Origin of the sequence: Salipiger sp. 1_MG-2023, assembly GCF_030547555.1 — a bacterium.
GTDB lineage: Bacteria > Pseudomonadota > Alphaproteobacteria > Rhodobacterales > Rhodobacteraceae > Salipiger.
Genome location: NZ_JAUOQN010000001.1, coordinates 196,015 through 221,186 on the forward strand (window position 1 = coordinate 196,015; position 25,172 = coordinate 221,186).

The window sequence follows — 25,172 nt, forward strand, 5'->3', positions numbered from 1 at the left end:
CTTGAGCCGACGCCCCATCCATACCATATAGATCAGAACAGCGTATCAGGAGGCTTCCATGCAGACGCGCAGCAAGGTGTTCGACGACATTTCCCAGCTTATGACCAACGCGATGGGCGTGGCGCAGGGTGCCCGCAGCGAGGCGGAAACCGCGATGAAATCAATGATCGACCGCTGGCTGGCGGATCGCGATTTTGTGACCCGCGAGGAATTCGACGCGGTACGCGCCATGGCGCAGAAGGCCCGCGAAGAAAACGAGACGCTCAAGGCCCGCCTCGACGCGCTGGAAAAAGGCGCGCAATAAGCCCGCCGCGCGGGGCGCCCCATCGCCCCCGTTTTTCTTGCAAGACGGCACATCGGGCGCTATAGGCCCCCGGTGGCTTTGCGCCACCGATTCACGAAACACGTCACGCCGAGTCTGGCCCAATCGCTTCGGGGGCCATGTCCGGCAATGGAGAAGCGATATGAAACTCAACGAACTGCGCGACAATCCCGGCGCAACCAAGACCAAGAAACGCATTGGTCGTGGCCCCGGCTCCGGCAAGGGCAAAATGGGTGGCCGTGGTATCAAGGGTCAAAAATCCCGCTCGGGCGTGGCCATCAACGGCTACGAAGGCGGCCAGATGCCGCTGTACCAGCGTCTGCCCAAGCGCGGCTTCAACAAGCCGAACCGCAAGGCCTATGCCGTTGTGAACCTTGGCCTGATCCAGAAATTCGTCGACGCCGGCAAGCTTGAAGCAGGCGCCATCACCGAAGAGACCCTCGTGTCTTCGGGCCTCGTGCGCCGCAAGCTCGACGGCATCCGCGTTCTTGCCAAGGGCGAGATCACCTCGGCCCTCACCATCGAGGCCACCGGCGCGTCGAAAGCCGCTGTCGAGGCTGTCGAAAAGGCAGGTGGTGCGCTCAAGGTTGCGGTGGCTGCCGAGTAAGCGGTCAATTAAGCGGGTTGTGAGCGGTGCGAGTGCCGCTTACACAGAACCCCACGTTTTCCACGAACGCCGCCGGAGCCGGAAAGCGCTTCCGGCGGCGTTTCTCTTGAATAGAGGACCCGCATGGCATCCGCTGTGGAACAAATGGCCGCCAACACGAGCTGGGCGGCACTCGGCAAGGCGACAGACCTTCGCAATCGCATCTTCTTCACGCTAGGCCTGCTGGTCGTCTACCGGCTGGGGACGTATATCCCCGTTCCCGGCATCGACGGTGCGGCCCTGCGCCAGTTCATGGAACAGGCGGGACAGGGCATCGGCGGCATGGTGTCCATGTTCACCGGCGGCGCGCTGGGGCGGATGGGCATCTTTGCCCTTGGCATCATGCCCTATATTTCGGCCTCGATCATCGTGCAGCTGCTGGGGGCCATGGTTCCCGCGCTTGAGCAGATGAAGAAAGAGGGCGAACAGGGCCGCAAGAAGATGAACCAGTACACCCGCTACGGCACGGTGTTTCTGGCGCTGTTCCAGGCCTATGGCCTTGCGGTGTCGCTCGAGGCGGGCGACCTTGCCCATGATCCGGGCTGGTATTTCCGCGCCGCTGTGGTGATCACGCTGGTTGGCGGCACCATGTTCCTGATGTGGCTGGGCGAACAGATCACCGCCCGCGGCATCGGCAACGGCATTTCGCTGATCATCTTCGTCGGCATCGTGGCCGAGATCCCCGCCGCACTGGCGCAGTTCTTCTCTTCGGGTCGCTCGGGTGCGGTGTCGCCAGCGGTGATCCTTGGCGCGATCGTGATGGTCGTCGTGGTGATCATGTTCGTGGTGTTCATGGAACGGGCGCTGCGCAAGATCACCATCCAGTATCCGCGCCGTCAGGTCGGCATGAAGATGACCGAGGCGCAAAGCTCGCACCTGCCGGTCAAGGTCAACCCGGCCGGCGTCATTCCAGCGATCTTTGCCAGCTCGCTGCTGCTGCTGCCGACCACGATCGCGACCTTCAGCCACTCTGGCACCACTTCGCCGATCATGTCGACGATCCTTGCCTATTTTGGCCCCGGCCAGCCGCTGTACCTGCTGTTCTTCGCGGCGATGATCATCTTCTTCGCCTATTTCTATACGTTCAACGTGTCGTTCAAACCCGACGATGTGGCCGACAACCTCAAGAACCAGAACGGCTTCATTCCGGGCATCCGTCCGGGCAAGCGCACCGCCGAGCATCTTGAATACGTGGTCAACCGCGTGCTGGTGCTGGGTTCGGGCTATCTTGCGCTGGTCTGCCTCTTCCCGGAATTCCTGCGCGCACAGTTCGCTATCCCGTTCTATTTTGGCGGAACCTCGGTGCTGATCGTCGTGTCGGTGACCATGGACACGATCCAACAGGTTCAATCGCACCTGCTGGCGCATCAATACGAAGGTCTTATTCAGAAGTCGCAGCTGCGCGGCAAGAGTAAGACAAAGACGAAGCGGAGAGGGCCTGCACGGCGATGAACATCATTCTTCTTGGACCGCCGGGAGCGGGCAAAGGCACACAGGCCGGGTTTCTGGTCAGCGAACGCGGCATGGTTCAACTCTCGACCGGCGACATGCTGCGCGAGGCGAAGGCCAGCGGCAGCGAAATGGGCAAGAAGGTCGCCGCGATCATGGACAGTGGCCAGCTGGTCACCGACGAGATCGTCATCGGCCTGATCCGCGAGAAGGTCTCGACCAGTAAGGCGTCGGGCTTCATCTTCGACGGCTTTCCGCGCACGCTGAAACAGGCCGATGCGCTTGGCGAGCTGCTCGAAGAAATGGGTCAGGCAGTGGACAAAGTGATCGAGCTGCGCGTCGATGACGAGGCGCTGGTCTCGCGCATCGTCGGGCGTGCCGAGCAGGCAAAGGCCGCTGGCCAGACGCCCCGCGCCGACGATACCGAAGACGCCCTGCGCGTGCGCCTGATGGCCTATTACAAGACCACCTCGCCGCTGATCGGCTATTATTACGCCAAGGGCGTCTATGAGCGGATCGACGGCATGGGCCCGATGGAAGAGGTCAAGGCCGCGCTCGCCAGCTGCATGGACGCATGATTCCAGTCTGTTAAACCCGAAGGGCGGCCCCTGCGGCCGCCCTTTTGCGTTTGCGCCCCTGCCCGCAAAACGCGGCCTGAACCGGAAAAACCTGCCTCGGCGCCCCGGCGCTGAAAAAGGGACTTGACGCTTCGTCCGAATCCTCATACCCACCCCCATCTCTGACAGAGACTCGTTTTCTGGTGGCCGGGTTTTCCCGTCCGCAGATCACCTCAAGCAGCGGAAAGCCCGGGCGTGCGCGCTTCGGGCTCATGTTGTGAAAAAAGGTTCTGGAACTACGGAACCGCAACGAAAAGGAATATGGACTTGGCACGTATTGCCGGCGTCAACATCCCGACTGCAAAGCGGGTGCCCATCGCCCTCACCTACATCACCGGTATCGGTCACACCTCGGCGAAAGCAATCTGCGAAGCCGTGGGCATCGACGCGACCCGTCGCGTGAACCAGCTGTCCGACGCCGAAGTTCTCGCCATCCGCGAGCACATCGACGCGAACTTCACCGTCGAAGGTGACCTGCGTCGCGAAACGCAGATGAACATCAAGCGCCTGATGGACCTTGGCTGCTACCGCGGCCTGCGTCATCGTCGCAACCTTCCGGTCCGCGGTCAGCGGACCCACACCAACGCTCGTACGCGCAAAGGCCCCGCAAAGGCCATCGCCGGCAAGAAGAAGTAAGGGAGGGCTGCATCAATGGCACGTGATACTCGTCGCGGAGGCAAGAAGAAGGTCTCCAAGAACATCGCCGCAGGCGTGGCGCATGTGAACTCTTCGTTCAACAACACCAAGATCCTGATCTCGGATGTGCAGGGCAACGCGATCGCATGGTCGTCTGCCGGCACCATGGGCTTCAAGGGTTCGCGGAAATCGACCCCCTATGCCGCTCAGCTTGCCGCAGAAGACGCTGGCAAGAAGGCGCAGGAACATGGCGTGAAAACGCTTGAAGTCGAAGTCCAGGGCCCAGGCTCGGGCCGTGAATCGGCACTGCGCGCACTGGCTGCCGCAGGTTTCAACATCACCTCGATCCGTGATGTGACGCCGATTGCACACAACGGCTGCCGTCCGCCGAAGCGCCGTCGCGTCTGATCGGACTTATCTACATGGCGGGGCCCTGCTTTTCAGCGGGGCCCTGCTGTCGTCATTTCAACCTCGGGCGTCTTTGCCTTTAGGACATGGGGCACGGACAGGAATGGAGGGACGCATGATCCACAAGAACTGGGCTGAACTTATCAAGCCGACCCAGCTGGAGGTTCGCCCTGGCGCCGACCCTTCGCGGGTGGCAACAGTGGTCGCAGAACCGCTGGAACGCGGCTTCGGCCTGACGCTGGGCAACGCGCTGCGTCGCGTGCTGCTGTCGAGCCTTCAGGGCGCGGCCATCACCAGCGTTCAGATCGACAACGTGCTGCACGAGTTTTCCTCCGTGGCCGGTGTGCGTGAAGACGTCACCGACGTGGTGCTGAACCTCAAGGGCGTGTCGCTGCGCATGGAAGTCGAAGGCCCCAAGCGCGTGACCATCAACGCCAAGGGTCCGGGTGTCGTCACCGCCGGTGACATCGCCGAAAGCAATGGCATCGAGGTCCTCAACAAGGACCACGTGATCTGCCACCTCGACGACGGCGCCGACCTGTTCGTCGAGCTGACCGTCAACACCGGCAAGGGCTATGTCTCTGCCGACAAGAACAAGCCCGAAGATGCGCCCATCGGCCTGATCCCGATCGACGCCATCTATTCGCCGGTCAAGCGCGTCTCTTACGAGGTGCAACCGACCCGCGAAGGTCAGGTTCTGGACTATGACAAACTGACCATGAAGGTCGAGACCGACGGCTCCGTCACGCCTGACGACGCCATCGCCTACGCGGCCCGCATCCTGCAGGACCAGCTGTCGATCTTCGTCAACTTCGACGAACCCGAAGCGGCCAGCCGTCAGGACGACGACGATGGTCTCGAGTTCAACCCCCTTCTGCTCAAGAAGGTGGACGAGCTGGAACTGTCCGTGCGTTCGGCCAACTGCCTCAAGAACGACAACATCGTCTACATCGGCGATCTGATCCAGAAGACCGAAGCCGAGATGCTCCGCACCCCGAACTTCGGCCGCAAGTCGCTCAACGAGATCAAAGAAGTGCTGTCGGCCATGGGCCTGCACCTCGGCATGGATGTCGAGGATTGGCCGCCAGAGAATATCGAAGATCTCGCCAAGAAGCTCGAAGACCAGTTCTAAGAGCCTTGGCGACGGATCGGCGGCGCGTCGGAGAGGGCGCCTCGCCGGTCCATCCCCTCGGGGAACCCCGGGTGTAACAACCCCAAGGAGAGCGACCCGCACCGCATGGGCCGCCTGACAAAGCAAAACCGCCCGTAGAGGGCATCTTTAGGAGACACGACAATGCGTCACGCAAAAGGTTACCGCCGCCTGAACCGCACCCACGAGCACCGCAAGGCGCTGTGGGCGAACATGGCCGGCTCGCTGATCGAGCACGAGCAGATCAAGACCACCCTGCCCAAGGCCAAGGAACTCAAGGCGATCATCGACAAGCTGATCACCCTTGGCAAGCGCGGCGATCTGCACGCCCGTCGTCAGGCTGCCGCCCAGCTGAAGCAGGACATCCACGTCGCAAAGCTGTTCGAAATCCTCGGGCCGCGCTACGCCGAGCGTTCGGGCGGTTACTGCCGCGTTCTGAAGGCCGGCTTCCGTTACGGTGACATGGCGCCGATGGCGATCATCGAACTGGTCGACCGTGACGTCGATGCAAAAGGCTCGGCCGACAAGGCCCGCCTTGCCGCTCTCGAAGCAGCAGACGCCGAGTAAGGCACATCGCGCAAGCGATAGACGAGAGAGGGCGCTGCGAGTTTCCCCGCAGCGCCCTTTTTCATGTCTTGGGCAGGGATCACGCGTTCTCGAGCTCTTTCTTCACCAGCGCCTCGATCTCGCGGACCGGGTGATTGGTCAGGGTCTTGGGCACCTCGGCCACGATCCGGTCTGTCACTTCCTTGTGCAGCGCGGCGCGCAGATCGCCCAGAACCGCGGGCGAGGCCACCAGCACCAACCTTTGGAATGCGCCCTTGTGTGCCTCGGCGTAAAGCCGTTCGGCAAGATCTGCGGCAAAGCGTTCCTTTTGCAGCTCGTGCCAGTCCGTATCGTCCAAGGCCGATTTCTGGCCCGGCCCGCCGTCGCCCATCCGTCCGGGACGATTGGCGCCCTGCTCGCGATCTGATGGGTTTTCCTGCTCGTCCTTCTCCATGACGTCGAGATTGGGATCGGCATGGTCGGTCAGATTGCGCAGGAACAGCACCTTTTCGCTGTCCGTCACCACGACCCATGTGTCTTGTTTCAGCTCGGTCATCGCGGGCTCCTTTCGCTTGTTTCATAGGGATAACGCCTGCGTGCGCGCCCTGTTCCACCGGCTTGATCTGCCGATCCGCCGGGGGCATACCAAGGCACAAGCCAAAGGACCGCCCATGCTGCGCATCGTTATTGCCCTAGCTCTCTGTCTGTCTGTTCCCGCGCTGGCCGACGTTCCGCAGAGTCAGGCGCAGATCTCGCTAAGCTTCGCGCCGCTGGTAAAGCAGGCGGCCCCGGCGGTGGTGAACATTTACGCCAGTCGGCTGGTGCAATCGCGCAGCCCCTTTGCCGGAGATCCGTTGTTCGGTAACATCTTCCGCGACTTCGGCGCGCGCCCACAGGTGCAGAACTCGCTTGGCTCCGGCGTGATCCTGTCGGCAGATGGCATCGTGGTGTCGAATTATCACGTGGTCGGTCAGGCGACCGATATCCGCGTAGTGCTGAACAATGGTGCGGAATACGGCGCAAACCTGTTGCTGGCCGATGAGGATTCAGACCTTGCCATCCTGCAACTGGACGGCGCGCAGGACATGCCCTACCTGCCCCTGCGTGATAGTGACACGGTCGAAGTCGGAGAGCTGGTGCTTGCCATCGGCAACCCTTTCGGCGTCGGACAAACGGTGTCCTCGGGGATCGTGTCTGGGCTGGCGCGCTCGGGCGTCGCAACCGGCAATGCGCGTGGCTATTTCATCCAGACCGATGCCCCCATCAACCCCGGCAATTCAGGCGGGGCGCTGATCGACACGGCGGGGCGGCTGATCGGGGTCAACACCTCGATCATGACGCGCTCGGGCGGCTCCAACGGCGTCGGCTTTGCGATTCCGGCGGCGCTGGTGCAGCAATTCGTCGATCAGGCCCGCGCCGGGGGCGACCGCTTCCTGCGCCCATGGGCCGGGATCAGCAGCCAGCCGGTGACCTCGGACATTTCGGAAAGCCTCGGGATGGGACTGCCGACCGGCGTGCTGATCTCGGCGGTGCACCCGGCCAGCCCCTTCGCCAAGGCCGGGCTCAAGGTCGGAGACGTGATCCTGAAGGTGGATGGGTTGCCGGTGAACACGCCGCCGGAAATGCTGTTCCGCATGTCGGTGCGTGGCATCGGGCATGTGGCGGATGTGGATTACCTGTCTGGCGGCGCGGAACGCAGCGCGCAGGTCGAGATGATCGCCGCCCCCGAAACCCCCGCCCGCGCAGCAGTCACGCTGGGCGCGCGCGAGGTGCTGCCGGGCCTGAGCCTGTCGCGTATCAACCCGGCGGTCGAAACCGAGCTGGGCATGAGTTTCACCGAAGACGGTGTCATCGTCACCGACCCCGGCCCCTATGGCACCCGGATCGGCCTGCGGCCCGGAGATATGCTGCTGGCGATCGGCAACGGCGCGGTGACGGCCCCCTCCGACGTGGGGCCGCTGCTACGCAAGGCGGCGCCGAACGTGACGATCATCCTTAAGCGCGGGACGTCGCGCGTTTCGCTGCGGTTCCGGGCCTGACCCGTGGCAGATCTATTCGGCGACGCCCCCGAGCCCCCCTCCAGCGCCCCGCGCCCGCTGGCCGACAGGCTGCGACCAAAGGCCCTGTCCGAGGTCATCGGCCAAGCACAGGTGCTTGGCGAAGAGTCACCGCTGGGCGTGATGCTGGCCTCGGGCTCTCTGGGCAGCATTGTGCTGTGGGGGCCGCCGGGGGTTGGCAAGACCACCATCGCGCGCCTGCTGGCGGATGCGACAGACCTGCATTTCGTGCAGATCAGCGCGATTTTCACCGGGGTGCCGGACCTGCGCAAAGTGTTCGACGCCGCCCGCCACCGCCGCGCCAACGGTCAGGGCACGCTGCTGTTTGTCGACGAAATCCACCGTTTCAACAAGGCCCAGCAAGACGGCTTCCTGCCCCACATGGAAGATGGCACGATCCTTCTGGTCGGCGCCACCACCGAGAACCCCAGTTTCGAGCTGAACGCAGCGCTCTTGAGCCGCGCACAGGTGCTGGTACTGGAACGGCTGGCGCCGAAGGATCTCGAACAACTGGCGCAGCGGGCAGAAACCGAGCTTGGCCGCGCCCTGCCGCTGGATGGCGCAGCCCGCGAGGCGCTGATCGAAATGGCCGACGGCGACGGGCGGGCCCTGCTGAACCTTGCCGAGCAGGTGATGGCATGGAAGACCGGCGCCCCGCTCACCACCGAGCAGCTGACCCAACGCCTGATGCGCCGCGCGGCGCAATACGACAAGGGCGGCGACGGGCATTACAACCTGATATCGGCGTTGCATAAATCGGTGCGCGGCTCTGACCCGGACGCGGCGCTTTACTGGTTTGCCCGGATGCTTGACGCCGGTGAAGACCCGCGCTTCCTTGCCCGCCGCCTGACACGCATGGCGGTCGAGGACATCGGCCTCGCCGATCCGCAGGCACAGGCCGTCTGCATAGACAGCTGGCAAACCTTCGAGCGCATCGGTTCGCCCGAGGGAGAACTGGCGCTGGCCAACGCAGTCATTTACCTCGCGCTCGCGCCAAAATCCAATGCGGCCTACGTCGCCTACAAAGCCGCCCGCGCGGCGGCGAAAAAGACCGGCTCGCTGATGCCGCCGAAACACATCCTGAACGCACCGACCCGGCTGATGAAGGACGTCGGATATGGCAAGGGCTACGACTACGACCACGACGCAGAGGACGGCTTCTCTGGTCAGGATTATTTCCCCGAAACCATGGGCCGAACGGACTTTTACGCGCCGGTCGAACGCGGATTCGAGCGAGACCTCAAGAAACGCGTCGAGTATTTCGCGCGCCTTCGACGCGACAAGAACACCTGAAGATGCCGGCATCGCGCCCGCCCGCGATGCCGGATGCCTCCGGCGGGGATATTTAGGGCCAGAAGAAGTCAAAGCGCCACGCCCCGGTTTCTTCTGGCTCTAAGTATCCCGGGGGGAGGCTCCGCCAGGAGACGGAGGGCAGCGCCCCCCCCCCTCGGCGCTTGACAACAAGGCGTGCCCGCGACATTCCGCGTGGATGATCCTGACCCTTCTCCAGGTCGCCGTTGGCGGCGCGATTGGCGCATCTGCGCGCTATCTCACCGGCGTGGCGATGTCCGCGCTGCTTGGCAAATCGTTTCCATGGGGCACGTTGACCGTGAACATCCTTGGCTCGTTCCTGATGGGCGTCGTGATCACCCTGCTCGCCAACCTGTCCGCCACCCGTTTCCAGCCGCTTCTGACGGTCGGTTTTCTCGGCGGGTTCACCACTTTCTCGAGCTTCTCGCTCGACTTCGCGACACTATATGAGCGAGGTGACATGGTCACCGCGTTTGGCTATGTCGCGGTGTCCGTCGTGGTCTCGATCCTGGCCCTTTTCGCCGGGCTTCTCGTCGCAAGGAGTTTCTTCGCATGAGCCGCGTACAGACCGTCACCGTAGGACCGGGGGATGGAGAGCAGCGTCTTGACCGCTGGCTCAAACGCCATTTCCCGCATCTGGGCCAGGGCCCGATCGAAAAGATGTGCCGCAAAGGGGAGCTGCGGGTGGACGGGGCGCGCTGCAAGGCGTCGACCCGGCTGTCGGTTGGCCAGCAGGTGCGCATTCCGCCACTTCCCGAACCGTCGGAAAAACCCGCGCCCAAGCCGCGCTCCGGTGTCAGCGACGAAGACGTCAAGCTGATCCAGTCCTGCGTGCTGTGGAAGGATGATCACATTATCGCGCTCAACAAGCCTGCCGGCCTGCCAACTCAGGGCGGGAGCGGTCAGCTACGCCATGTCGACGGCATGACCGAAGCGCTGTGCTTTGGCATGGATGAAAAGCCGCGGCTCGTGCACCGGCTGGACAAGGACACCTCTGGCGTCCTGCTGCTGGCCCGCACGCGTGAGATGGCCGCTGCGCTGACCGCCGCGATGCGCCACCGGCAGACCCGCAAGATCTACTGGGCTGTCGTCGGCGGCGTGCCGACGCCTTATCTCGGTGAGATCCGCTATGGCCTTGTGAAGGCCAAGGGTCATGGCAAGGGCGGCGAGGCGGAAAAGATGGTCTGCGTTCATCCGCGCGACATGGCGCATACCGATGGCGCCAAGCGGGCGCACACGCTGTACGCGACACTTTACCGGGTGGCCGGGCGCGCCAGTTGGGTGGCGCTTGAGCCGCTCACCGGGCGGACCCACCAGCTGCGCGCGCATATGGCCGAGATCGGGCATCCGATCATCGGCGATGGCAAATACGGCGGCTCGGGGCAGGAAAACATGGGCGATGGCTGGGGCGCGCAGCTTGGGGGGGTGATCTCCAAGAAGCTGCACCTGCACGCCCGCTCGATGAGCTTCGAGCACCCGGTGACCAAGAAGAAGATCACCGTCACGGCCCCCCTGCCCGATCACATGAAACACACTTGGGACACTTTCGGCTGGACCGAAGATCTCGCCGACGCGGACCCGTTCGAAAGCCTGCAATGAACGATCTGAAACTGGTGATTTTTGATGTCGACGGCACGCTCGTCGACAGTCAGGCGGATATCCTCGCCTCGATGCGGGTGGCCTTCGAAGAGATAGGCATCGCCGCCCCCAGCCGCGAAGAGATCCTGTCGATCGTCGGGCTGTCGCTGCCGCTCGCCGTCGAGACGTTGGTGCCCGGCGTCCCCGCCGCTGCCCGCGATCAGATGGTCGAGGCCTACAAAGCCAGCTACAGGGGCCTGCGCATTGCCAAGGGGACGGCGCAAAGCTCGCCGCTGTATCCGCATGTGCGCGAGGTGCTCGAGGAGCTGCACGCCATTCCGCATCTGCTTTTGGGCATCGCCACCGGCAAGTCCCGGCGCGGGCTGGACAAATTGCTCGATGGCCACGACATGCGGCATCTGTTCATCACCCAGCAATGCGCCGACGATCACCCCAGTAAGCCGCATCCCGCCATGCTGCATGCCGCCCTGCGCGACGCCGGAATCGGCGCAGCGGATGCGGTGATGCTGGGCGACACATCCTTTGACATGGAAATGGCGCAGGCTGCCGGCATCCGCGGCATCGGCGTCAGCTGGGGCTATCACCCGCCTGCCCGGCTGAGCGCCGCGCAGACCATCCTTGACGACATCCGCGCGCTGCCCGGGCTGCTCGCGGCCGACACGGAGTTTACCGCATGAGCGAATGGGCCCCCCGCCGGTTTTACAAGCAGGCCACCACCAGCCAGACCCCCGAAGGCCACGGCATTGCGCTTGACGATCGCCGGGTGATGACGCCGGGCAAGCGCCCACTGCTGGTGCCGACCCGCGCGCTGGCCGAGGCGATTGCCGCCGAATGGCAGGCGCAGGGCGAAAAGATCGACCCACAGAGCATGCCCTTTACCCGCACCGCCAACAGCGCCATCGAAAAGGTCGCCCCGCAAAAGGCCGCCGTGGCGGACATGCTGGCCGAATATGGCGACAGCGACCTGCTGTGCTATCGTGCCAGCGAACCGGAGGCGCTGGTTCAGCGGCAGGCCGAGCATTGGGATCCGCTGCTGGATTGGGCAGAGGCGTGCTTCGATGCCCGGCTACAGCCGCGATCCGGCATCATGCACGCCCCGCAAGACGCTGAATCGCTCAAAAAACTGGCGGCGCAGGTTCATGCCCTATCCGATTTCGAACTTGCGGCCTTCCACGATCTGGTGGCCATTTCCGGCTCGCTGATCCTTGGCCTCGCAGCCACCGATCCGGCCCATGATCCCCTTCATTTGTGGGCGTTGTCGCGACTCGACGAAAGCTGGCAGGAAGAGATCTGGGGCGTCGACGAAGAAGCGCAGGAGATGGCGTTGCACAAGCAGTCGGCCTTTCTGCATGCCCATCGCTTCTTTGGGTTGTGCAAGGCTGACTAAAGCTCTTGCGGGACACGCAGTGTTGCTCAATTCCTCAGCAGAGTAGCGCGATTTTCGCGGCGCAGCGGGTTGACCTGCCATTGAAAATCCGAACACACTCGGCGCACCTAGGGGGAGCATTTATCCCACGGTCATTCGGGTTCTCTCAGAGCCCACGAAACCGGCCCACGAAGGGCCGGGCAACAGGAAGAGGTTGATATGAAGAACACCGTACTCCTTGGCGCGCTCACCGTCGCCGGTCTGGCGGCCGGCGCCGCCGGTGCCGCGACGCTCGACGACGTCAAGGCGCGTGGCAGTCTGAACTGCGGCGTGTCCACTGGCCTGACCGGCTTCTCGGCCCCCGACGCGAATGGCGTCTGGCAGGGCTTTGACGTCGCCGTCTGCCGTGCCGTGGCCGCTGCGGTCCTTGGTGATCCGATGGCCGTCAATTTCGTGCCGACCACCGGTCAGACCCGCTTCACCGCCCTCGCCTCGGGCGAGATCGACATTCTGGCGCGCAACACCACTTGGACCTTTTCGCGCGATGTCGACCTGAAGTTCGAATTCACCGGCGTGAATTACTACGATGGTCAGGGTTTCATGGTTCCCAAGGCGCTTGGCGTGTCTTCGGCCAAGGAGCTTGATGGCGCAACCGTCTGCATTCAGACCGGCACCACGACCGAGCTGAACCTTGCTGACTTCTTCCGCGTCAACAACATCAGCTACGAGCCGGTGCCGATCGAAACCAACGCCGAAGCGCAGCAGCAGTATCTTGCCAGCGCCTGCGACGTCTACACCACCGACGCATCGGGCCTTGCCGCCACCCGCGCCTCGTTCGAAGCGCCGAGCGATCACATCATCCTGCCCGAGATCATCTCGAAAGAGCCGCTCGGCCCGCTGGTTCGCCATGGCGACAGCGAATGGGGCGACGTTGTGCGCTGGTCCTTCAACGCGCTGGTCGCGGCGGAAGAATATGGCGTGACCTCGGCCAACATCGAAGAGCTGGCGAGCTCGGCTGGCGACAACCCCGAGATCAACCGCCTGCTGGGCACCGAAGGCGAGCTGGGCGCGATGCTGGGCCTCGACGCTGATTTCGCCAAGAAGGCCATCATGGCCAACGGCAACTACGGCGAGATCTTCGAAAAGACCATCGGCGAAAAGACCCCGATCGGCCTGTCGCGCGGCCTGAACGCGCAGTGGACCGAGGGCGGCCTGATGTACAGCCCGCCGTTCCGCTGATCGGAACCTGAGATATGGGGCGCGGGGGTCAACCTCGCGCCCCAACTACTTTGGGGCCCCGCCCCGAAGCTTGACGGGCGCAGCGCCCTGCACATCCGAAAAAACCGGGGCGCAGGCCCCGCAAAAGGAAGAAACGGGCCCACAAGGGCCTTTGACTGAACCAGAGCCAAATGGCTCGCAGGGGTTTCCGCCACAAGAGGCACGACGTCGGATCAACCGGCGCGGGCCAAGGACCAAACGGAAACCCTCCGGGGAGACGATAATGACGACACTGACCGACCCGCCGGGGCAGGGCTTCCGGCTGTCTCAACTGATCTACGATACCCGCTACCGATCTCTGACGATCCAGATGGTGGCGATGATCCTGCTGATGCTGACGTTCTCGTGGCTGGTGGTGAACACCATCACCAACCTGCACGCGCTCGGCAAGGATTTCGATTTCGGGTTCCTGACACAGCCCTCCGGCTACGACATCAACCAGCGCCTGATCGAATACGACAGCCAGAGCACCCACGGCCGCGCCGCGCTGGTCGGCATTCTCAACACGCTGCTGGTGGCCTTTCTGGGCTGCGCGCTGGCCACTGTGCTGGGCGTCACCGCAGGCGTGCTGCGCCTGTCGAACAACTGGCTGGTGTCCCGGCTCATGGCGGTTTACGTCGAAGGCTTCCGCAACGTGCCGCTGCTGCTGTGGATCGTGCTGATCTTTGCGCTGATGACCGAGGGCACCCCTGCCCCGTCGGCCTTCCGCGGCGAGACCCCCTCGTCCTCGATGCTGTTTGGCGCGGTGGCGATCACCAACCGGGGCGTCTATATTCCGGCGATCCACTTTGCCGCGCCGTTGTTTGAAAACAACTTTTACAACTGGCTGCTGGTGCTGATCGTGCTGGCCGTGTCGATCTTTGTCGTCAAGCGCATCGCCCATTGGGCCAGCGTCAGGCAAGAGGCCACCGGCGATCGCCCGACCACATGGTATCTGACGCTGGCCATCCTCGTGCTGCCGATCGCCCTGCTGCTCGTACTGATGGGGGCCTTCCTTGATCTGCCATCGCTGCAGGGCTTCAACTTTGGCGGCGGCGTGCACCTGCGCGGCTCACTGATCGCGCTGTGGCTGGCGCTGTCGCTCTATACCGGCGCCTTCATCGCAGAGATCGTGCGCGGCGGCATCCTTGCCATCTCGACAGGCCAGTCCGAGGCGGCCTATGCGCTTGGCCTGCGCCCCGGCACCACGATGAAGCTGGTGGTGCTGCCGCAGGCGCTGCGGGTGATCATCCCGCCGCTGATCTCGCAGTTCCTGAACCTGACCAAGAACAGCTCGCTTGCCATCGCTGTCGGCTACATGGACGCGCGCTCGACCCTTGGCGGCATCACCATCAACCAGACCGGACGCGAGCTGGAAGGTATGCTGCTGCTGGGCCTGTTCTATCTCGTGCTCAGCCTCGCCATTTCCGGGGTGATGAACGTCTACAACAACTCCGTCAAGCTGAAGGAGCGTTGAGTCATGATCGCTACAAAGGAGCGCAATGATGTCTGACACACATGCACAGACCGTCGCCTATGTTCGCGAGTCGATGACGGAACAGCGCGAACCGCCGCTGTCGCAAACCGGCGTCTTCAAATGGATGCGCGAGAACATGCTCTCGACCCCGCTCAACGTGCTTCTCACGCTGGTGTCGCTTTTGGTCATCTGGACGGTGCTCAGCCATGTGCTGCCCTGGGCTGTTTTCGGCATCTGGGACGCCGCAAGCCTCACCGAGTGCCGCGCCATCCGCAATGAGCTGTACGGTGCCGACGGATCCGTCGCCTGCTGGGCGGTGATCTCCGAGCGCTGGCAACAGCTGCTGTTCGGCTTTTACCCGCCCGAAGGCTATTGGCGCCCGGTACTGGCCTTCGTGCTGTTTCTCGCCGCCATCGCACCGATCCTGTTCTCCTCGCTGCCGTGCAAGCTGCTGTGGCTGACGCTGGCCGCGCCTTTCGTGATGTTCTGGCTGATCTGGGGCGGCACGATCTGGGGGCCGATCTGCATCGCGCTCGGCTTTGTGCTTGGCTGGGCGGCGATTCATTATTCCGGACCAAGGATCGGAACGCTGGCGGCGGTGATTCTCGCCATCGTCCTGCCGCTGATCTACTGGCTGGTGATCGCAGGGCCGCTGGCGCAAGCGCTGTCGACCGTGCTGCCCATCGGGCTCAACCCGGTCGCATCGCGCGAGATGGGTGGCTTTATGCTGGCGCTGATCATCGGCATCTCGGGCATCGTGCTGTCGCTGCCGCTGGGCATCGTGCTGGCGCTGGGGCGGCAATCTGATCTGTTCCTGATCAACAAGGTCTCGGTGATCTTCATCGAGGTGATCCGCGGCGTGCCGCTGATCGTCTGGCTGTTCACCGCCTCCCTGCTGCTGAACTACTTCCTGCCGCCGGGGACAAATTTCGATCTCATGCTGCGGGTGATCATCATGGTGACCCTGTTCAGCTCGGCCTATATCGCCGAGGTGGTCCGGGGCGGTCTGGCTGCGCTGGCCAAGGGGCAATACGAGGCCGCCGACGCGCTGGGGCTAGATTACTGGAAATCCATGCGTCTCGTGGTGCTGCCGCAGGCGCTCAAAATTTCCATTCCGGGCATCGTGAACACCTTTATCGGTCTGTTCAAGGACACCACGCTGGTCGTCTTCATTGGTCTTCTCGACCCGATCGGGCTTTCCAATACGATCCGCGCCAGCACCGATTGGAACGGCATCTACTGGGAACTCTTCGTCTTCATCGGTCTGTGCTTCTTCATCTTCTGCTTCAGCATGGGCCGCTATTCGCTCTTCCTCGAGAAAACGCTCCGCCGTGAGCACCGCTAAGGACACCTGATCATGCAACCAAACGCGACCGAAAACATCGACCGCAGCCAGATGCAGGTTTCGGACGAGATCGCCATCCAGATCACCAAGATGAACAAGTGGTACGGCAGTTTCCACGTGCTGCGCGACATCGACCTGACGGTGCATCGCGGCGAGCGGATCGTCATCGCCGGCCCGTCCGGGTCGGGCAAATCGACGATGATCCGCTGCATCAACCGGCTCGAGGAACATCAGGCGGGCAAGATCATCGTCGATGGCACCGAACTGGGATCGGACCTGAAGAACATCGACAAGATCCGCTCCGAAGTCGGGATGGTGTTCCAGCATTTCAACCTGTTCCCGCATCTCACCATTCTTGAAAACTGCACTCTTGCGCCAATCTGGGTGCGCAAGATCCCCAAGAAGGAAGCCGAGGCCACGGCCATGCACTTCCTTGAAAAGGTGAAGATCCCCGAGCAGGCGCATAAATACCCCGGCCAGCTGTCCGGTGGTCAGCAGCAGCGGGTGGCCATCGCGCGCTCGCTGTGCATGAGGCCGCGCATCATGCTGTTTGACGAGCCGACATCGGCGCTCGATCCCGAGATGATCAAGGAGGTGCTCGACACCATGGTCAGCCTTGCCGAAGAAGGCATGACCATGCTCTGCGTGACCCACGAGATGGGCTTTGCCCAGGCGGTGGCGAACCGGGTGATCTTTATGGACGCCGGCCAGATCGTCGAACAGAACGAGCCTAAGGAGTTCTTCAACAACCCGCAGCACGAACGCACCAAGCTGTTCCTGAGCCAGATCCTAGGGCACTGAGCCCCCTGCCCCGATCCCAAAGGCCCGCTCGCAGGAGCGGGCCTTTTTCTGTGCCCGCCAATCACCCTCGGAACAGGCTTGTGCAGCGCCCAGCGGCAGCGCCCCGCCGCCCAGCCCGAAAGGACCGGCCCATGCGGAAACGCAAAACGCCCCGGAGCAAGCTCCGGGGCGTTTCGTTTCACATAGAGAGCTGGCTTCAGCCGCGCTCTTCGATGATCTCGACCAGGTGCGGGATTGCCGCAACCATGCCGCGCACCGAGGGGGTGTCCTCGAGTTCGCGAGTCTTGTGCATCTTGTTCAGGCCCAGACCGATGAGGGTCTTGCGCTGAACCTGAGGGCGACGGATCGGCGAGCCGATCTGCTTGACGACGATGGTCTTAGCCATGAGTTCAGGCCTCCTCGGTCACGTGCGCATCTTCGCGCTTCGGAAGAATGTCTGCGACCTTCTTGCCACGACGCTGCGCGACGTTGCGGGGCGAGTTGTTCTTCGTGAGCGCGTCGAGCGTGGCGCGGATCATGTTGTAGGGGTTCTGCGAGCCGATCGACTTGGCGACAACATCGTGCACGCCGAGCATTTCGAAAACCGCACGCATCGGACCACCGGCGATGATACCGGTACCTTGCGGGGCGGTCCGCATCACGACGCGGCCAGCGCCATGGCGGCCTTCGATGTCGTGGTGCAGCGTGCGACCTTCGCGCAGCGGCACCCGGATCATCTTGCGCTTCGCCTGCTCGGTGGCCTTGCGGATGGCCTCGGGGACCTCTTTCGCCTTGCCTTTGCCGAAGCCGACGCGGCCCTTCTGGTCGCCGACAACCACGAGTGCTGCGAAGCCAAAGCGCTTGCCGCCCTTTACGGTCTTCGAGACGCGGTTGATCGCGACGAGACGGTCTGCAAATTCCGGGGTGGCGTCTTCGCGGTCGCGGCGACCACGGCCTTCCCGGCGGTTATCACGTTCTGCCATGAGGCATTCCTTTGTTCAGGGTCGGCACGCGCGAGCGCACCGGATCTTGGGTCAATCCAGGTGAGTGCGCCATGTCACAAACGCGGCGTCTCCCGGATCATCGAGGCGTGCCAAGGCCCGCCTACAGGAAACGGGGCGACAGGAGCCGCCCCGCAGTTTGATCGTCCGGCGCGGGGCGCCAGAGCGATCAGATCTTCAGACCACCTTCGCGGGCTGCGTCGGCAAGTGCCTTGACGCGGCCGTGGAAAAGGAAGCCGCCGCGATCGAAGTAAGCTTCGCTCACGCCAGCTGCCTTGGCGCGCTCGGCCAGCGCGGCGCCCACCTTGGTGGCGGCCTCCACGTTGCCCTTGCCGACGACACCGAGGTCCTTCTCCATCGAGGAGGCCGCGGCCAGCGTCACGCCGTTCACGTCGTCGATCAGCTGCACGCTGATGTTCTTGTTCGAGCGGTGGACCGACAGCCGCACGCGGCCGGCGTTCACCTTGCGAAGCTTGTTCCGGACGCGCAGGCGGCGCTTGAGGAACAGTTCCCGTTTGCTGAGTGCCATGTTCTGCGTCCTTACTTCTTCTTGCCTTCTTTGGAGAAGATGTACTCGCCTTTGTAGCGAATGCCCTTCCCCTTATAGGGCTCCGGCCGGCGCCAGTCGCGAATGTTCGCGGCGACCTGACCAACCTGCTGAAGGTCGTGACCTTCGATGACCACTTCCGTCGGCTTCGGCAGAGTCACGGTGATGCCTTCGGGAATGTCGAAGTTCACATCGTGGCTGTAGCCAAGGTTCAGCTTCAGGACCTTGCCCGCAAGCGCCGCGCGGTAACCCACGCCGACGATCTCGAGCTCTTTCTTGAAGGTGTTCTGAACACCGTGCACCATGTTCGCGACCACAGTGCGGGACATGCCCCACTGCTGGCGCGCGCGCTTGGAGTTGCCACGCGGCGTGACCGAGATGGCGTCGTTTTCAACCGTGATGGTGACATCATCGGTTGCAAGGAAGGTCTGGGTGCCTTTCGGCCCCTTCACTTCGATGGTCTGGCCGCTGACGGATGCGGAAACACCCGAGGGCAGCTCGACCGGCTTTTTCCCAATACGAGACATGTGTCCCTCCTTAGAATACCGTGCAGAGCACCTCGCCACCAACATTGGCAGCGCGGGCGTTTGCGTCCGACATCACGCCTTTGGGCGTGCTGACAATCGACACACCGAGGCCCTGACGGACCGACGGGATATCCTTGACGCCCATGTAGACGCGGCGGCCGGGGGTGGAGACCCGTGCCAGTTCGCGAATGACGGGGGTGCCATCAAAGTACTTCAGGCTGATCTCGAGGGTCGGGTGACCGTTCGAGTCGGTGCCAGCTTCGTAGCCACGGATGTAGCCTTCGTCTGCCAGCACGTCGAGAACCCAGCCGCGCAGCTTGGATGCGGGGGTCGACACAGTCGACTTGCCGCGCATCTGGGAGTTGCGGATACGGGTGAGCATATCGCCGATAGGATCGTTCATTTAAGTACCCTCCTTACCAGCTGGACTTCACGACGCCGGGCAGCTGACCGTTCGAGCCCAGCTCGCGCAGCATGATCCGGGAGACCTTGAGCTTGCGATAATAGGCGTGCGGACGGCCAGTCAGCTGGCAACGGTTGTGCAGGCGGGTTGCCGAAGAGTTGCGCGGCAGCTTCGCAAGTGCGAGGCGGGCCTTGAAGCGCTCTTCCATAGGCTTGGTTTCGTCAGTCGCGATCACTTTGAGAGCGGCACGCTTGGCGGCATATTTTTCCACCAGCGCCTGGCGCTTCTTCTCGCGTTCGATCATGGATTTCTTGGCCATGTGTCTCTCGCTCCTCAGGCGTTGAAGGGCATGTTGAAATGCTTCAACAGCGCCTTGGCTTCCGCGTCGGTTGCGGCGGTGGTGGTGATGATGATGTCCATGCCCCAGACTTCGTCGACCTTGTCGAACTCGATCTCGGGGAACACGATGTGTTCCTTGATGCCCATGGCAAAGTTGCCACGACCGTCAAACGACGGCTTCACGCCACGGAAGTCGCGGATGCGGGGCATCGCGATACCGATCAGACGGTCAAGGAAGTCGTACATCCGGTCACCGCGCAGGGTCACCTTGGCACCCAGCGGCATCTCTTCACGGACGCGGAAGCCAGCGATGGACTTCTTTGCCTTGGTGGTCAGAGCCTGCTGGCCAGCGATCCGGGTCAGGTCTTCCTGAGCCGATTTCGCCTTCTTGGAATCACGAACCGCCTCGGCGCCGCAGCCGATGTTCAGGACGATCTTGTCCAGACGCGGCACCTGCATTGCGTTCTTGTAGCCGAACTCTTCCATGAGCGCCGGCTTGATGGTCTCGCGGAACATGTCCTTGAGGCGCGGTGTATAGGTCGCGGTATCAAGCATCGATCACGTCCCCCGTGGTCTTGGCGAAACGGACCTTCTTGTCGCCTTCCATGCGGAAGCCAACGCGAGTCGCTTTGCCGTTTGCATCGACGATTGCCAGGTTCGACAGGTCGATGGGCTTTGCCACCGGAAGACGGCCGCCCTGCGACGTCTGGCTCTGGCGGGTGTGACGAATAGCCATGTTCAGGCCACCCACGACGGCCTTGCCGGCCTTCGGGGAGAGGCTTTCGATGGTACCGGTCTGGCCCTTGTCCTTGCCGGACAGAACGACGACCTTGTCACCTTTGCGGAGTTTCGCAGCCATCAGAGCACCTCCGGAGCAAGCGAGATGATCTTCATGAAGTTCTTCGCACGCAGTTCACGCACGACCGGCCCGAAGATACGGGTGCCGACCGGCTCGCCCGCGTTGTTCAGGATCACGGCCGCGTTGCGGTCGAAGCGGATGGCGGTGCCGTCTTCACGACGGACTTCCTTGGCGGTGCGCACGACGACGGCCTTGCGGACGTCACCTTTCTTCACGCGGCCGCGCGGAATGGCCTCTTTCACCGAGACGACGATGATATCGCCGACCGATGCATAGCGGCGATGCGAGCCGCCGAGGACCTTGATGCACTGAACTTTCCGGGCTCCGGAATTGTCAGCGACATCCAGATTGGTCTGCATCTGGATCATGTCAGTTTCTCCCGACCTTCAGGGACTCGTCCCCTGGGGTTTCGCTAAAGTCGTACGGGCAGAGGTCACCTCTGCCCGTCTGCGCTCTTAGTGAGCGGCTTCCTTTTCCGCGTGACGCTGCGCATCCAGTTCTTGCTGGATCTTGGCGTTCTCGGCGCGGGCCGCGTTGTGCTCTTCGAGCATGTCGGCGGTCATCACTTCCCAGCGCTTGGTCTTCGACTTCGGCGCGCATTCGCGGATCGAGACCTGCTGGCCGACCGTGAACAACCCTGCCTCGTCATGGGCGCGGTATTTCTTGGATTTCTTGATGGTCTTCTGCAGCACGGGGTGCTTGAAGCGGCGAACCACCTGAACCGTCACGGTCTGAGCGTTGGCGGTGGAGGTCACGGTGCCTTGCAGGATACGCTTGGGCATGGGTCTGCTCCTTATTCCGCCGAAGCCGCGGCAGCGGCTTTCTGGTTCAGCACGGTGTTCACGCGTGCCACATCGCGACGCACCTGACGGATGCGTGCGGAGTTTTCGATCTGTCCGGTGGCTTTCTGGAAGCGGAGGTTGAAGGCCTCCTTCTTCAGCGCCAGAAGCTGATCCCGGAGCTGATCCGGGGTCTTCGAGCTGAGCTCTTTCGCGTCCATATGGTCGCTCCTTTGTTACAACATCACCGGAGAGCCCCGTCGTTACGCGGGTCACCCTGATTCCCGGTGGAGGTGGATGAAGGCGCTCTATAGGCGCGTTACGTCAGCTTGGCAAGGATCTTTGCGATGCGGACGCGACGCCTGAAGCTCCAACAAAAAAGACGCCCGAAGGCGTCTTTTTCAAACTGGTCGGGCTGAGAGGATTCGAACCTCCGACCCCCTGCTCCCGAAGCAGGTGCGCTACCAGGCTGCGCTACAGCCCGACCGTGGCGGGCGGAATAGCCCAGCCCGGCAGGCTTGGCAAGGGGTCATCGCGTGGTTTCTTGCATGACTTTTTCGCGGCGCTTCATGGCGCGGATCATCGGCCCCAGACGCAGCGAGGTGCCGGTCTCGAAACGAGAGCGGGTGCGCAGCACCGGGGTGTTCTCGGAGACACTCGTGCGACCTTCGCGCAGCACGATATAAACCCCCGACCCGATGATCAGCGCCGCCCCAAGCAGCGTCATCCCGTCCGGCCATTCGGCAAAGAACAGCGCCCCGTACAGCGTCGCCCACAACATCTGGGAATATTGCATCGGCGCGACGATCACCGCCTCGCCCTTGCGATAGGCCGCGATCAGCACCAGCCCCCCGACCAGCGCAAAGGCCGCCATGACAAACACCCCGCCCAGATGTTCCAGCGGCATCGGCTTGTAGACAAAGGGCAGCGCGCAGGCCATGACGATGAAGTTGGTCGTCATCGGATAGATCATCAGCACGACCGAGCGTTCCTCATGGCCGATCTTGCGCACCACGATGGCCGAGAGCGCACCAGAGAACGCCCCCACCAGCGCCGCCGCATGGCCCAGCGTCAGCTCGGTGCCGCCGGGGCGCAGCACCACCAGAACCCCCGCAAGGCCCACCAGCACCGCCAGCCAGCGCCGCAGCCGCACCGTTTCGCCAAGGATGGGAATCGCCAGCACGGTGATCAGCAGCGGCTGCGCGAACAGAATCGCGTAGGTCTGCGCCAGCGGCAGCACGGAAAAGGCATAGAATACGCAAAAGCCAGTGATCACCGCCGACACCGTGCGCAGCGCCGTCCACCACGGGTGGATCGGGCGCAGGTGGCCCGGCGTCGTGTCCCGGATCAGCATCAGGCTGACCAGCGGAAAACTGAACAGCACCGAAAAGAACACGATCTGGAACGGCGCGTAATGGGCGCCAAGCATCTTCACGATCACATCGTGCGCCGAAAAAATCCCGAAGGACAGCAGTGCGAACAGCGCACCTTTTGCGTTGTGGCTCATGGCGGGAAGGTCCGGTGGATGAGTTGCAGAATTCGGGCCCGACTCGCACAGCCCTGCCCCTAGCTCTGAAAGCTTATCCCGCGATGGTCAACGCAGCGCTTTGCGCGCCTGCGAAGTTTCGCACAAAGCCCCGCCCCCGTGCCTGCCACGGGGGCGGTAGCGGTATCAGAGGCTGGCGTCGAGCGCCGCAAGGATCGCATCGCCCATGCCGCTGGTCGACACCGGGGTGACGCCCTCTTCGCCCAGCAGATCGGCGGTGCGCACGCCATCCGCCAGCACCTTGTTCACCGCGGCTTCAAGCCGCTCGGCCTCCTCGCCCAGATCAAAGCTGTAGCGCAGCGCCATGGCAAAGCTCAGCACGCAGGCGATGGGGTTGGCCTTGCCCTGCCCGGCGATGTCGGGGGCCGAGCCATGCACCGGCTCGTAAAGCGCCTTGGGGCGGCCATTGTCCATCGGCGCGCCAAGCGAGGCCGACGGCAGCATCCCCAGCGAACCGGTCAGCATCGCGGCAGCATCCGACAAAAGGTCGCCAAACAGGTTGTCGGTGACGATCACGTCGAACTGCTTGGGCCAGCGCACCAGCTGCATCGCGCCGGCGTCGGCATACATGTGGCTCAGTTCGACCTCGGGGTAGTCCTTGCCGACCTCGGTGACCACCTCGCGCCAGAGAATGCCCGATTCCATCACGTTGGCCTTCTCCATCGAGCAGACCTTCTTGCCGCGCTTCATCGCCAGCTCGAACGCCGAGCGCGCCACCCGGTCGATTTCCGACTCGGTGTAGCGCTGGGTGTTGATGCCGACGCGCTCGTTGCCCTCTTCGATGATGCCGCGCGGCTCGCCGAAATAGATGCCCGAGGTCAGCTCGCGCACGATCATGATATCAAGGCCCGCAACCACATCGCGCTTGAGCGACGAGAAATCCGCCAGCGCGTCAAAGCACTGCGCAGGGCGCAGGTTGGCGAACAGGTCCATTTCCTTGCGCAGGCGCAGCAGGCCGCGCTCGGGCTTTACCGAGAAATCCAGAACGTCGTATTTCGGCCCGCCCACAGCGCCCAGCAGCACCGCATCGACAGACTGCGCCTTCGCCATGGTGTCATCGTGCAGCGGCGTGCCGTGCGCGTCATAGGCCGCGCCGCCGACCAGATCCTCGGATACGTCGAAGGTGATGCCGCGCTTGTCGCCGTACCAGCCGATGATCCGCTGCACTTCGGCCATGACTTCGGGGCCGATGCCGTCACCCGGCAGGATCAGAAGCGAAGGGTTGCTCATGAGACGTGTCCTCTCCTCGGAATTGTCCCGTTTCGCCTAGCCTTCCGCGCGGTGATGGTCAAGAAATCAGGGCAGATCGAGGGTGACCAGCACCATGCGATGCGGATCATCGGCGATCGGAGGCCGGGTTTGCGCGCCCAGCACGGTGAGCGTGGCCGAGGGCAGGATATAGCTAACCCGCATCGGGCCGGTCTGCTCCCAGATAACCGTGTCGGTGCCGGGCAGCGGGTCTTGCAGGCGCGGATCGTCAAGCGCGGCGCGGATCGCGTCGTGGCGCCCTTCGCCGCGCGCCGGGTCGATATTGGCATCGCCGATCAGCACCGGAATCTGCGGCGGCGCGCCAAGCGCCCCGTCGAGCAGCCGCAGCCACAGCGCCAGCTCATCCGCGCCGCGCCGGCCATTGCGATCGTCGGGGCCGTCGAACACCGGCGGGGTGGCGTGCCATGCCAGCAGCGACAGCGGCGGCTCGCTGCCCAGTCGCAGCTGCCAATGCGCCGACGACGACAGCCGTTGCAAATCCGGCGCGGGGTCTTCGGCGATGCGCAGATTGCCCGGTAGATCGGCCCAGAGCAGCGCCGAGAAATCACGTTCCAGCGTCACAGGCAGCCGCGACAGCACCGCCATGCCGCCCTGCCCGGAAAATTCCCCGTAGCCCTGCGCATCCCCGGCGCCGCCAAGCCGCCCGTCGCCATCCAGATCCAGCCCGGTTGGCATGCCGCTGTTGGGCCGCGCCGTGAGTCGATAGGGATAGACCGCGCCCGCCTCGGCCAGCATCCTCGCAAGCTGCGCCAGTGCCACCCCGTCGTGATCGTGATCGATGTCGGTCAGCAGCAGCACATCAGGATCGGCTTGCGCAATCTCGCCAACCACAAGCCCCAGTTTACCCTTGAGCAGGTCACGCAGCAGCAACCCGGGCCCCCTGCGCGTCAGATCGACATTCCAGGTTGCCAGCGTCACAGGCTCTGCCCGCAGCGG

Annotated in this window: 33 protein-coding genes and 1 tRNA gene; 18 read left to right on the forward strand and 16 right to left on the reverse strand. The window is 63.3% G+C overall.

Annotated features, from left to right (window positions below; translation table 11 throughout):
• Nucleotides 1-58 precede the first annotated feature (58 nt).
• The 8 genes from Q4543_RS00910 (at nucleotide 59) to rplQ (ending at nucleotide 5,795) form a co-directional block, all read left to right on the forward strand.
• Nucleotides 59-304: an accessory factor UbiK family protein gene (locus Q4543_RS00910; RefSeq protein WP_216002361.1), complete on the forward strand. Its 246-nt coding sequence runs from the start codon at nucleotides 59-61 to the stop codon at nucleotides 302-304.
• Nucleotides 305-464: 160 nt separating this feature from the next.
• Nucleotides 465-929: a 50S ribosomal protein L15 gene (gene rplO / locus Q4543_RS00915; protein WP_216002360.1), complete on the forward strand. Its 465-nt coding sequence runs from the start codon at nucleotides 465-467 to the stop codon at nucleotides 927-929.
• Between the two features lie 123 nt (nucleotides 930-1,052).
• Nucleotides 1,053-2,420, forward strand: coding sequence for a preprotein translocase subunit SecY (secY, locus tag Q4543_RS00920; protein ID WP_303435835.1), 1,368 nt, complete (start codon nucleotides 1,053-1,055; stop codon nucleotides 2,418-2,420).
• Nucleotides 2,417-2,995, forward strand: coding sequence for an adenylate kinase (locus Q4543_RS00925; RefSeq protein ID WP_216002358.1), 579 nt, complete (start codon nucleotides 2,417-2,419; stop codon nucleotides 2,993-2,995). The genes secY and Q4543_RS00925 overlap by 4 nt, the downstream gene beginning before the upstream one ends.
• Before the next feature lie 306 nt (nucleotides 2,996-3,301).
• Nucleotides 3,302-3,670 carry a 30S ribosomal protein S13 gene (gene rpsM, locus Q4543_RS00930; protein WP_216002357.1) on the forward strand — a complete coding sequence of 123 codons (369 nt, stop codon included), beginning with the start codon at nucleotides 3,302-3,304 and terminating at the stop codon, nucleotides 3,668-3,670.
• Between the two features lie 15 nt (nucleotides 3,671-3,685).
• Complete coding sequence (gene rpsK, locus Q4543_RS00935) at nucleotides 3,686-4,078, forward strand: 30S ribosomal protein S11 (RefSeq protein WP_009506355.1); 393 nt, start codon at nucleotides 3,686-3,688, stop codon at nucleotides 4,076-4,078.
• Between the two features lie 115 nt (nucleotides 4,079-4,193).
• Nucleotides 4,194-5,210, forward strand: a complete 1,017-nt coding sequence (locus Q4543_RS00940; protein ID WP_216002356.1) for a DNA-directed RNA polymerase subunit alpha — start codon at nucleotides 4,194-4,196, stop codon at nucleotides 5,208-5,210.
• A 162-nt stretch (nucleotides 5,211-5,372) separates the two neighbouring features.
• A complete protein-coding gene (gene rplQ, locus Q4543_RS00945; RefSeq protein ID WP_303435836.1) occupies nucleotides 5,373-5,795 on the forward strand; it encodes a 50S ribosomal protein L17 in 423 nt (140 codons plus the stop codon).
• Between the two features lie 79 nt (nucleotides 5,796-5,874).
• Here the strand turns inward: rplQ and Q4543_RS00950 are convergent, their stop codons facing one another.
• Nucleotides 5,875-6,330, reverse strand: coding sequence for a host attachment family protein (locus Q4543_RS00950; RefSeq protein WP_303435838.1), 456 nt, complete (start codon nucleotides 6,328-6,330; stop codon nucleotides 5,875-5,877).
• 115 nt (nucleotides 6,331-6,445) lie between these two features.
• Here Q4543_RS00950 and Q4543_RS00955 point away from each other — a divergent pair, with 115 nt between their 5' ends.
• The 10 genes from Q4543_RS00955 (at nucleotide 6,446) to Q4543_RS01000 (ending at nucleotide 16,987) form a co-directional block, all read left to right on the forward strand.
• Entirely contained in the window at nucleotides 6,446-7,813 is a 1,368-nt protein-coding gene (locus tag Q4543_RS00955; protein ID WP_303435839.1) for a trypsin-like peptidase domain-containing protein, read from the forward strand.
• 3 nt (nucleotides 7,814-7,816) lie between these two features.
• Nucleotides 7,817-9,124: a replication-associated recombination protein A gene (locus tag Q4543_RS00960; protein ID WP_303435840.1), complete on the forward strand. Its 1,308-nt coding sequence runs from the start codon at nucleotides 7,817-7,819 to the stop codon at nucleotides 9,122-9,124.
• A gap of 196 nt (nucleotides 9,125-9,320) precedes the next feature.
• Nucleotides 9,321-9,698 (forward strand): fluoride efflux transporter CrcB, encoded by a 378-nt coding sequence (crcB, locus tag Q4543_RS00965; RefSeq protein ID WP_303435841.1) that lies wholly within the window; start codon nucleotides 9,321-9,323, stop codon nucleotides 9,696-9,698.
• A complete protein-coding gene (locus Q4543_RS00970) occupies nucleotides 9,695-10,741 on the forward strand; it encodes an RluA family pseudouridine synthase (RefSeq protein ID WP_216002351.1) in 1,047 nt (348 codons plus the stop codon). The genes crcB and Q4543_RS00970 overlap by 4 nt, the downstream gene beginning before the upstream one ends.
• A complete protein-coding gene (locus Q4543_RS00975; protein WP_303435842.1) occupies nucleotides 10,738-11,418 on the forward strand; it encodes an HAD-IA family hydrolase in 681 nt (226 codons plus the stop codon). Before Q4543_RS00970 ends, Q4543_RS00975 begins: the two co-directional genes overlap by 4 nt.
• Nucleotides 11,415-12,128 (forward strand): ATP12 family chaperone protein, encoded by a 714-nt coding sequence (locus Q4543_RS00980; protein ID WP_303435843.1) that lies wholly within the window; start codon nucleotides 11,415-11,417, stop codon nucleotides 12,126-12,128. The genes Q4543_RS00975 and Q4543_RS00980 overlap by 4 nt, the downstream gene beginning before the upstream one ends.
• A gap of 198 nt (nucleotides 12,129-12,326) precedes the next feature.
• The gene (locus Q4543_RS00985; protein ID WP_303435844.1) at nucleotides 12,327-13,346 is read left to right on the forward strand and encodes an amino acid ABC transporter substrate-binding protein; all 1,020 of its coding nucleotides are present in this window, start codon (nucleotides 12,327-12,329) and stop codon (nucleotides 13,344-13,346) included.
• 262 nt (nucleotides 13,347-13,608) lie between these two features.
• Nucleotides 13,609-14,841 carry an amino acid ABC transporter permease gene (locus tag Q4543_RS00990; protein WP_303435845.1) on the forward strand — a complete coding sequence of 411 codons (1,233 nt, stop codon included), beginning with the start codon at nucleotides 13,609-13,611 and terminating at the stop codon, nucleotides 14,839-14,841.
• A 28-nt stretch (nucleotides 14,842-14,869) separates the two neighbouring features.
• Entirely contained in the window at nucleotides 14,870-16,186 is a 1,317-nt protein-coding gene (locus tag Q4543_RS00995) for an amino acid ABC transporter permease (RefSeq protein ID WP_303435846.1), read from the forward strand.
• Nucleotides 16,187-16,198: 12 nt separating this feature from the next.
• A complete protein-coding gene (locus tag Q4543_RS01000; protein ID WP_303435847.1) occupies nucleotides 16,199-16,987 on the forward strand; it encodes an amino acid ABC transporter ATP-binding protein in 789 nt (262 codons plus the stop codon).
• Between the two features lie 196 nt (nucleotides 16,988-17,183).
• Here Q4543_RS01000 and rpmD read toward each other — a convergent pair whose 3' ends face one another.
• The 15 genes from rpmD to Q4543_RS01075 form a co-directional block, all read right to left on the reverse strand.
• Complete coding sequence (gene rpmD / locus Q4543_RS01005) at nucleotides 17,184-17,372, reverse strand: 50S ribosomal protein L30 (RefSeq protein WP_216002345.1); 189 nt, start codon at nucleotides 17,370-17,372, stop codon at nucleotides 17,184-17,186.
• Nucleotides 17,373-17,376: 4 nt separating this feature from the next.
• Complete coding sequence (rpsE, locus tag Q4543_RS01010) at nucleotides 17,377-17,949, reverse strand: 30S ribosomal protein S5 (protein ID WP_216002344.1); 573 nt, start codon at nucleotides 17,947-17,949, stop codon at nucleotides 17,377-17,379.
• Between the two features lie 187 nt (nucleotides 17,950-18,136).
• On the reverse strand, nucleotides 18,137-18,496 hold the full coding sequence (gene rplR, locus Q4543_RS01015; RefSeq protein ID WP_216002343.1) for a 50S ribosomal protein L18: 360 nt from the start codon (nucleotides 18,494-18,496) through the stop codon (nucleotides 18,137-18,139).
• 11 nt (nucleotides 18,497-18,507) lie between these two features.
• The gene (gene rplF / locus Q4543_RS01020; protein ID WP_216002342.1) at nucleotides 18,508-19,041 is read right to left on the reverse strand and encodes a 50S ribosomal protein L6; all 534 of its coding nucleotides are present in this window, start codon (nucleotides 19,039-19,041) and stop codon (nucleotides 18,508-18,510) included.
• Between the two features lie 10 nt (nucleotides 19,042-19,051).
• Nucleotides 19,052-19,444 (reverse strand): 30S ribosomal protein S8, encoded by a 393-nt coding sequence (gene rpsH / locus Q4543_RS01025; protein WP_216002341.1) that lies wholly within the window; start codon nucleotides 19,442-19,444, stop codon nucleotides 19,052-19,054.
• Nucleotides 19,445-19,457: 13 nt separating this feature from the next.
• Nucleotides 19,458-19,763, reverse strand: a complete 306-nt coding sequence (rpsN, locus tag Q4543_RS01030; RefSeq protein WP_216002340.1) for a 30S ribosomal protein S14 — start codon at nucleotides 19,761-19,763, stop codon at nucleotides 19,458-19,460.
• 14 nt (nucleotides 19,764-19,777) lie between these two features.
• Entirely contained in the window at nucleotides 19,778-20,338 is a 561-nt protein-coding gene (rplE, locus tag Q4543_RS01035; RefSeq protein ID WP_216002339.1) for a 50S ribosomal protein L5, read from the reverse strand.
• Nucleotides 20,331-20,642, reverse strand: a complete 312-nt coding sequence (gene rplX / locus Q4543_RS01040) for a 50S ribosomal protein L24 (protein WP_216002338.1) — start codon at nucleotides 20,640-20,642, stop codon at nucleotides 20,331-20,333. Before rplX ends, rplE begins: the two co-directional genes overlap by 8 nt.
• Nucleotides 20,642-21,010 carry a 50S ribosomal protein L14 gene (gene rplN / locus Q4543_RS01045; RefSeq protein WP_018302849.1) on the reverse strand — a complete coding sequence of 123 codons (369 nt, stop codon included), beginning with the start codon at nucleotides 21,008-21,010 and terminating at the stop codon, nucleotides 20,642-20,644. Before rplN ends, rplX begins: the two co-directional genes overlap by 1 nt.
• Nucleotides 21,011-21,097: 87 nt before the next feature.
• On the reverse strand, nucleotides 21,098-21,424 hold the full coding sequence (gene rpsQ, locus Q4543_RS01050; RefSeq protein WP_216002337.1) for a 30S ribosomal protein S17: 327 nt from the start codon (nucleotides 21,422-21,424) through the stop codon (nucleotides 21,098-21,100).
• A gap of 11 nt (nucleotides 21,425-21,435) precedes the next feature.
• Complete coding sequence (gene rpmC / locus Q4543_RS01055; protein WP_216002336.1) at nucleotides 21,436-21,642, reverse strand: 50S ribosomal protein L29; 207 nt, start codon at nucleotides 21,640-21,642, stop codon at nucleotides 21,436-21,438.
• Between the two features lie 186 nt (nucleotides 21,643-21,828).
• Nucleotides 21,829-21,905: transfer RNA gene (locus Q4543_RS01060), tRNA-Pro, on the reverse strand.
• 45 nt (nucleotides 21,906-21,950) lie between these two features.
• Complete coding sequence (locus Q4543_RS01065) at nucleotides 21,951-22,928, reverse strand: DMT family transporter (RefSeq protein ID WP_303435848.1); 978 nt, start codon at nucleotides 22,926-22,928, stop codon at nucleotides 21,951-21,953.
• Nucleotides 22,929-23,093: 165 nt separating this feature from the next.
• The gene (gene leuB, locus Q4543_RS01070; RefSeq protein WP_303435849.1) at nucleotides 23,094-24,197 is read right to left on the reverse strand and encodes a 3-isopropylmalate dehydrogenase; all 1,104 of its coding nucleotides are present in this window, start codon (nucleotides 24,195-24,197) and stop codon (nucleotides 23,094-23,096) included.
• Between the two features lie 66 nt (nucleotides 24,198-24,263).
• Nucleotides 24,264-25,154 carry an endonuclease/exonuclease/phosphatase family protein gene (locus Q4543_RS01075; RefSeq protein ID WP_303435850.1) on the reverse strand — a complete coding sequence of 297 codons (891 nt, stop codon included), beginning with the start codon at nucleotides 25,152-25,154 and terminating at the stop codon, nucleotides 24,264-24,266.
• Nucleotides 25,155-25,172 lie beyond the last annotated feature (18 nt).